The 8257-nt window shown below is 28.8% G+C and carries 7 protein-coding genes and 1 riboswitch; of the genes, 1 reads left to right on the top strand and 6 read right to left on the bottom strand.

The annotated features are described in order from the left end of the window. Positions 1-115: 115 nt before the first annotated feature. The gene (locus tag VLM92_RS14870; RefSeq protein WP_325277106.1) at positions 116-1309 is read right to left on the bottom strand and encodes an aspartate kinase; all 1194 of its coding nucleotides are present in this window, start codon (positions 1307-1309) and stop codon (positions 116-118) included. A gap of 108 nt (positions 1310-1417) precedes the next feature. Then, a riboswitch (Lysine riboswitch) is annotated at positions 1418-1588 on the bottom strand. Positions 1589-2027: 439 nt separating this feature from the next. Here VLM92_RS14870 and VLM92_RS14865 point away from each other — a divergent pair. Further along, positions 2028-3359, top strand: coding sequence for a sodium-dependent transporter (locus tag VLM92_RS14865; RefSeq protein ID WP_325277105.1), 1332 nt, complete (start codon positions 2028-2030; stop codon positions 3357-3359). Positions 3360-3473: 114 nt separating this feature from the next. On the opposite strand, the gene VLM92_RS14860 is transcribed toward VLM92_RS14865, so the two are convergent. The 5 genes from VLM92_RS14860 to VLM92_RS14840 form a co-directional block, all read right to left on the bottom strand. After that, on the bottom strand, positions 3474-4445 hold the full coding sequence (locus VLM92_RS14860; RefSeq protein WP_325277104.1) for an acyl-CoA dehydratase activase: 972 nt from the start codon (positions 4443-4445) through the stop codon (positions 3474-3476). Beyond that, positions 4445-5524: a 2-hydroxyacyl-CoA dehydratase gene (locus VLM92_RS14855; protein WP_325277103.1), complete on the bottom strand. Its 1080-nt coding sequence runs from the start codon at positions 5522-5524 to the stop codon at positions 4445-4447. Before VLM92_RS14855 ends, VLM92_RS14860 begins: the two co-directional genes overlap by 1 nt. After that, on the bottom strand, positions 5517-6482 hold the full coding sequence (locus VLM92_RS14850) for an acyl-CoA dehydratase activase-related protein (RefSeq protein WP_325277102.1): 966 nt from the start codon (positions 6480-6482) through the stop codon (positions 5517-5519). Before VLM92_RS14850 ends, VLM92_RS14855 begins: the two co-directional genes overlap by 8 nt. 104 nt (positions 6483-6586) lie before the next feature. After that, on the bottom strand, positions 6587-7108 hold the full coding sequence (locus VLM92_RS14845; protein ID WP_325277101.1) for a phosphatase PAP2 family protein: 522 nt from the start codon (positions 7106-7108) through the stop codon (positions 6587-6589). A gap of 264 nt (positions 7109-7372) precedes the next feature. Continuing rightward, positions 7373-8245, bottom strand: coding sequence for a MurR/RpiR family transcriptional regulator (locus tag VLM92_RS14840; protein WP_325277100.1), 873 nt, complete (start codon positions 8243-8245; stop codon positions 7373-7375). Positions 8246-8257: the final 12 nt, after the last annotated feature.

Below are 8257 nucleotides of genomic sequence, written 5' to 3'. Positions count from 1 at the left end.
TTCATTTTTGACTATTTTATTATCTTTTTTTAATATTGTCAATATATTTTAGATAAATATATTCAATTTCTATTATTTAACTTTAATTATATGATAAATTTTTCTATATTTTTTATTATAAATCAAATCCTCTAGCTATTTTATTTATTGCAATTTGTTTATCCTTACTATCTATAGCACATGTTATTCTTATTTCAGATGTAGTTATAAGCTTTATTCCTATATTATTTTCATTAAATATCTTAAATACCTTAGAGGCTACACCATGAGTATTTTTCATTCCAAGGCCTACTAGAGAAAACTTTGTAATATTATTATCTATAACTACTTCCTCATCACTTGCATAGCTAGATACTATAGATTTACATTCATTTAGTTCTTCTTTAGGTATTGTGAAAGATACACTTATCTTTTCATCAACTGGTGCAGTTTGACTTATCATATCTACACTTATTCCCTTATTTGCAATATCCTCAAATAGGCTAGCAATATTATTTGAATTAAAATCCTTTATAGTTATAGATGTATCCTCATCGCTAGTAGCTAAACCTGTTATTACCTTACCTTCTAATTTCATTTCTTTTCCTCCCCTTATATAAGTTCCTTTTTCTTTCCCACATGAAAGACCGACATAAATTTCTATTCCATGCTTTTGAGCCAGTTCTATACTTCTTGAGTGCATTACTTGTGCTCCCGAGCTTGCTAATTCTAACATTTCTTCATATTCGATTTCTTGTAACTTTTTTGCATCTTTATATTTTCTAGGGTCTGTAGAATAAATACCATCTACGTCAGTATAAATTTCGCATTTACCATTTAACTTTACCGCTAAAGCTACAGCAGATGTATCTGACCCCCCTCTACCAAGAGTCGTTATATCACCCTTATCATTTACACCTTGAAACCCAGTTACTATTACGACTTTTCCTTCTTCTAAACTTTTTTCTATTTTACTAACATCTATATCATCAATTTGTGATTTCCCATGAGAACCACTAGCGCTTATTTGTAATTGATATGCACTATAGCTTATCGAATCGCAGCCTAATGAATTAAGAGCCATGGCTAAAAGTGATGCTGATATCATTTCTCCTGTTGACATTAATACATCTAATTCTCTTTTGCTTGGCTTTTCTGTTATACCATTTGCTAGTTTTATATAATCATCTGTAGTATCGCCCATGGCTGATACTACTACCACAATTTTAGAATTTTGTTTTTTTCTTTGTATTATATTTTTAGCAATTGATTTTATTTTATCAGTACAACTGACAGAACTTCCTCCATATTTTTGAACTACTACATCCATATTTTATCCCTCCATTAAATCAAATGATTCGTCCACATTTGAAATATAATTTCCTTCAATATAAAAAAATGCCCAAAGGAATACTTTGGACATTTTTACACTCAAAGTAAACCTTGTAGCTCCCCACTTAAGAATAAGTGACAGCCGTGCATATATTATATGCAAAGCCAGAAAATTTATTTACCAACAAACTTTCTTCGGCTGTAATTCCTTTCCTCAATCATCATCGCTCGCCAGCTATTATTGAGTACTTATAATTACAGCACCTCTACCCTAGGTTCATTATTTATATTAATATAGTTTTATCACATTATTTAGACTTTTTCAACTTTTTTTTATTTGCTTATTATTTGGAATTTTTAATTTTTATTCTTGACATATATCATATATATACGTATAATCAATATCAAATAAATTAATAAATTTTTCAAAGGAGATTTAAAAATAATGAATACTAATACAATCCTACAATTAACAAAACTTAATATGTTTTATTATAGCTATTTTAGATAGGTTTGTATTTATGATATAAAGTAATTTCATCATAGATACAAACCATGAAGTTTGTATCTATGATGGCTAATTTGTGTAAAATAAATTTGGTCACATAGATAATCACTATGTGACCTTTTTTTAATCCTAGGCATAAAAAGGTCATGTAGTGTAACTATGTGGCCTTTTTTATTTATATATAATAATATTTAGGAGGAAAATTTAAATGAGTGAAAAAATATCTCATAACAATGATAGAGAAACTTTCTCTTCAAAATTTGGATTTATAATATCTTGCATTGGTGCCGCTTTAGGTTTAGGTAATATTTGGATGTTCTCTTATAGACTAGGTACATACGGTGGCGCTGCATTTTTAATTCCATATTTCTTATTCGTATTTTTCCTTGGTACAACAGGTTTAATAACTGAATTTACATTTGGTAGAACTTTCAGAGCAGGCTCTATTACTGGTATAAAAAAAGTATTCAAAAGTAGAAATTTAAAAGGTGCTTCTTTAGTTTCATCTATTCCAGTTATTGGTTTAACAGGTATTTTAATGTTTTACTCTATAGTAATTGGGTGGATTTTAAAATATTTTGCTTTAAGTGTTACTGGAGAAATACAAAGTATCGATACTACTACTTACTTTGATTCATTTGCAGGAACAACAGCTTCTATACCTTGGTTTTTATTAGCTATGCTAATCACTTTATTAATAGTTTGCTTAGGTGTTTCTAAAGGAATTGAGAAATTAAATAAAATAATAATGCCTTTATTACTTTTATTATTTATATTACTTACAATAAGATCTATATCTTTACCTGGGGCAATGGCTGGTGTTGAATACTTACTTAAGCCAAGATGGGGAGTTTTACTTAATATGGAAACATGGATTATGGCACTTGGACAAGCATTTTTCACTGTTTCTCTTACAGGTTGTGGTATGGTTGTTTACGGTAGCTACACGAATGATGAGTTTGATATAATTTCATCTTCTTTCTCTACTGCTTTATTTGATACTATAGCTGCTCTTTTGGCTGCTTTTATGATAATGCCTGCTGTATTTGCTTTTGGACTTGATCCAGCTGCTGGACCATCACTTTTATTTATTACTGTTCCATCTATATTTAAATCAATGGCTTATGGAAATATTTTAAGCATTTTATTTTTCTTAAGTATAATACTCGCTGCTATTTCATCTTCTGTAAGTATGCTAGAAGGCCCTGTTGAAGCTATAATATCTATAAGCAATTTAAGTAGAAAAAAAGCTTCTGTGTTAGTAGCTGTAGTTTGTTTTATACTTGCACTTCCACTTACTACTGATATTGATAAATTCAATTCATTTGCTAATTTTATTACTATAATTGTTTCTCCTACTGGAGCTATGATTGTTGCTATTGTTTCTTTCTTCTTGTTTAAAGGTGATATTTTAGAAGAAGTGAATAAAGGTGCTAAAAGGCCTTTAGGTAATTGGTTTATTGTTTTTGGAAGATGGGTGTTTGTTCCTGTTACGGTTATTGTCATTATACTTGGTGTTATTTATGGTGGTATTGGGTAAAATGATTCATTAATAATAAGGGGGCGTGAATCACGACCCCTTATTTATGAATATATATTAAAGGATACCTTTGTTTAATGTTTTATATTAAATAAAACTTATCTACACTTTTTTCTATATGCTATTTTTCATAATCTTACGTATACTGTGTAAACCTATTTCGCAACGATTTCCCCAAGCATCAAGAAATTCATCATCTCTCATTACACAAACTATTTCACAATTATTAGAACAGTGGTCACAATCTTTTCCTGAAGTTGTAAATTTCATTTCTTTAACACCGAAATTAAAAGTTTTTTCTTTACCAGATTTTTTTGCTAAAATGGCAGCTCCTAAAGCACCCATTAAATGTCCATTTTCATCAACATGTACTTCTTTCCCTACAGATTCTTCAAAAGCCTTAATAACTCCTAGATTTTTACTAACTCCGCCTTGAAAAACTATTGGAGATTTAATATTTTTACCTTTTCCAACATTATTTAGGTAATTTGTAACAACTGCTTTACAAAGTCCAGCAATAATGTCTTCTTTACTATGACCAATTTGAGCTTTGTGAACTAAGTCAGATTCTGCAAAAACGGTACAACGGCCTGCAATTTTAGTTGGATTCTTAGAACGTAGTGCATAATCTCCTAGTTCTTCAATTCCAATTCCAAGACGCTTAGATTGTGATGATAAAAATGACCCAGTTCCTGCTGCACATAAAGTATTCATGGCATAATCAGTTACAATTCCGTTATCCATAATTATAATTTTACTATCTTGTCCACCTATTTCAAATATAGTTCTAGCCTCAGGATAAATAGAAAGTGTTCCAATAGCATGAGCTGTAATTTCATTTTTTACTACTTGAGCATCTAAAATACTACCTATAAGTTCTCTAGCCGATCCAGTAGTTCCAACAGATACTACCTCAATATCTTCTCTTAATTGTATTTGTAAATCTTCTAAAACTCGTTTAACTCCATTAATAGGATTTCCTTCTGTCCAAAGATAAGTTTTTGCCAAAATTTTATTATCTTCGTCAACAATAACACCTTTAGTAGATATGGATCCTATATCAATTCCTAAGTACCCCTTTTCCATTATATTTTCTCCTTTCTCATGATAAGCATATCATAAAAAGCCTCAAGTCTTGTTTTTATACCTGTTTCAGAGGTTTGAGTATCAAAACTAAAGTATAATACTGGAATATTATAATCTCTACTTACCCTTTGTACTGGTGGCATAGAGTTAACCTCAGGAGTACATCCAAATGGCTTAATATGAATAATTCCATCAAATCCCGATTCTGCTAGTTGTTTTGTCCTTGCCACACTATCAGTTCCATCAGCTCCAATAGCATACTTTAAATATGGATTTGCATATTTTATTAATTTTTTCTCATTATGATCTTTTGAGAACAATAAATAAGAAATAGTAATGAATCTTTTGACTTCTATTCCCTTTTTTGCCATCTCTTTTTCTATAAAATAACTACTAAACGGCTCCATTAAAACATATAATTCCCCTACAATACCAACTCTTAATGGATTTTTAGGTTTATCTATTGGAATTTGTTCAAATTTAAATTTATATTCGTTATATATATTTTTTACTTCTTTTGTATTGTTTGTTTTACTTAAATCACTATGAAAGCTTTTTTCTAATTTTTCAAAACTACCTTCATTAACTTCAAATCCTATATTTTCTCTAATATATTTTTCAATATCGTCAATTGCATTTACTTGTTCTAAAGCTAGTTTAAATGCTGAATAAAATTGTCTAAAATTCAATTTAGGATTTATCTTTTTAAATTCTTTATAATAAGCAATAGGACTGACATTACTAGTATCAACAAGGCTAAAAAACTCAAAATCATACCCTAAATCTTTTAGAATTTGTTCTTGAACTTCTCCATAATATCCAAAGCGGCAGCCACCACCTGCTTGAATTAAAAAATTTGCTCCATTATCTAAAGCTTCTATATAATTTCCTAAATTGTATTTAAAAGGAACACAAACAAAATCAGGACTATTTTTAGCACCTAAATCTATTGTTTTTTTAGTTATCGGTGGTGCTAAGACAACTTTTCCTTCTAAAGTATTTTCAATTAGCTTTGTAATTGGAGTATGATAGTTACCTATATGAGGAAAGCTAATAACCTTCTCCTTATTATTACTCATACTTACATCTCTCCTGTCTTACAAGTTCTTCATTATCTTGTTTCTTCATATTAATTATGTCAATAAAGCTTTCCAATCGAGTATGTAGTCCTGCCTCTCCTTGTAATTCATCTAATACAATAGTAATGATAGGTATATCTTTAATTTTTCTTTGACATAATTCATTAACTAAAGAATCAGGTCCACATGGGAAAGCTACTAAAAAAATAATACCGTCAATTTTATCTTTATAATGTTCAATGGCTCCTACTAACTCTTTATTATAACTCCAATATAACCCTGAAGATATTTGTTTTGATTTTTGTTTAGCCGTACCTTCATCCAAAACGTCTGCATATATAGGACAAGTATCAAGTTGCTTTAGATATTTAACAATTGGCTGTCCTATAAATTCGTCGTAAATATTATACGGATGAGAAACAACTAGTATTTTTAATTTATTATTTTGTTCTAATAATTCTTCTTGATAAGCTTCCATTTTCTTATTTTCAAGTTTCTGAGATTTTTTTGCTTTTTTATATGCGTTATAAATTTTCATAGGATTTTTGGTGAAATTTAAGCCCATTTTATAAAAACCTGAAAATTCCCTACTTCCATTTTCAACATCTAGGTTATAATCTAATAAATTTATATCATCAAATGTGTTTTTTACTATATCATAAAGTGCATGGAATTTTGTACAAGTAGATTCATTTTTTCCATAGCTGACAATTCGAGGAACCAATATATAATCAGCTTTTCCCCTTAGATAATTAACGTGTCCCATAAAAATTTTTGCTGATAAACAACTTTCATCTATTGAATTAGCAATACCATCATCTAATAACTTCTTTGTAGTTTTGGGACTTAATACAATGTCACAGTCAAGTTCTTTAAAAAAATTTTTCCAAAGAACACTGTGTTTATAATAAAGTAATGCCCTTGGAATACCAATAGTATACTTTTGACTTACACTCATTAATTTCAACTCCTATATTCTTTCCTGTTACTTCCAATCCTGTTTTAGTATTGTCAATATTCAAATAAAATAAACCTCTATTATAAAATAGAGGTTTCATATTTTTAATCTTTATTCTTCACAACTTTATAGGTAACTATATAAGAACAACTTAGCCCTAATACTATCCCTCCCAATATATCTGTAGGATAATGGACAAATAAATACATTCTAGAAAAAGCCATAAGTCCTGCTAAAATCATAACAGGTATTTTATATTTCTTTATTAAGATTCCTATAACCCCTGCAACTGCAAATGATGAACCTGTATGTCCTGAAGGAAAAGAATAAGATGGTGGTTTTTCTATTAATAATTGAATATTTGTAAGTTTATAAAAAGGTCTAGGCCTTTGTACTATATTTTTTAATATTCCCTCTCCTATAATAGTACTCAGCGTTAATGCTAAAAGAGATAAAACACCTACTTTTCTATACTTTTTACTAATCATTAGTATTAAAGATATTATAATCCAAATCATACCACTATCCCCTAGAGATGTTATACTGGGCATAATCTTATCTAAAATAGGGTTTTGTACGTTATTATTAATAAATTCAAGTATCGCTATATCTATTTTTTGAATCATATTTTCCTCCCCTAATTATACAATCTTTTATTAATTTTACTATAAAAAACATAATTACAGTAGTATTAAATTTCATTTTCTAATATAGTTCTAATTTTTAGATAATACTTATCTAATTGTATTCTCTTATTATGTAACTATAAAATAAATTATAAATTTAGGGTATGTAAAGTGGAAATTAAAAATATTATAAAAAATTCAAATAAAAAAAGCAAGTAATATACTTAGCTTTACAACTTAAGTATATTACTTACCTAATAAATTCTACTCATATACTGAATACTTATCCCATATTTGCTCTAAATCATCAAAGTGTTGCTTTATATCTTCTTTTTCTTTCATACCTACAGCTATTACAAGTGCATTTGCTATGCTTAAAGCCGGAACTAATGAATCAACAAATGATGCCATATTACTTTTTACTAAAAGAGTATTGTCTGCAAGTGATGCCACTGGTGCAAATAAGCTATCTGTTAGAGATATTATATGAGCTCCTTTTTCTTTAGCATAACTTACTATTTGATATGATTTTTTAGAATATCTTGGGAAACTTATAGCTATTATAACATCCTCTTCATTAATTCTAACTATTTGCTCAAAGGCATCTCCCATATCCATTCTAATTATGTGAACATTATCAAGTATTATATCTAAATAAAATCCTAAATATTGAGCTATTGTAAAAGAACTTCTCATACCTAGTATATATATTTTTCTTGCTTTTAATAATTTAGTTGCAGATTCTTCAAAAGCCTTTTTATCAATTTCGTCTAAAGTGGTTCTTATGTTGTCCATATCACTTTTTAATACTTTATTAAGTATAGTATAGTCATCACTATACTCTTTTGCCATTTCTACTCTTTGCACTGTTGTTAATTTATTTTTTATTAATTCTTGAAGCGCTGCTTGCAATTTTGGATACCCTGAGTATCCTAGTGCATTTGCAAATCTAACAACTGTTGATTCACTAACGCCTACAGTGTCTCCTAATTTGCATGCTGTCATAAATGCAACTTTATCATAATTTGCTAAAATGTATTGTGCTATTAATTTTTGTCCCTTACTAAACCTTGGGTATTGAGCTTGGATATCCGTTATTAATTTTTTACTATCCCTTAAATCTTTAGTATCATGCATATATATCTCCTT

Source organism: Romboutsia sp. (assembly GCF_035470145.1).
GTDB lineage: Bacteria > Bacillota > Clostridia > Peptostreptococcales > Peptostreptococcaceae > Romboutsia_D.
Note: the sequence above shows the minus strand (reverse complement) of the source record. Positions and strands in the feature narration are given on the sequence as shown.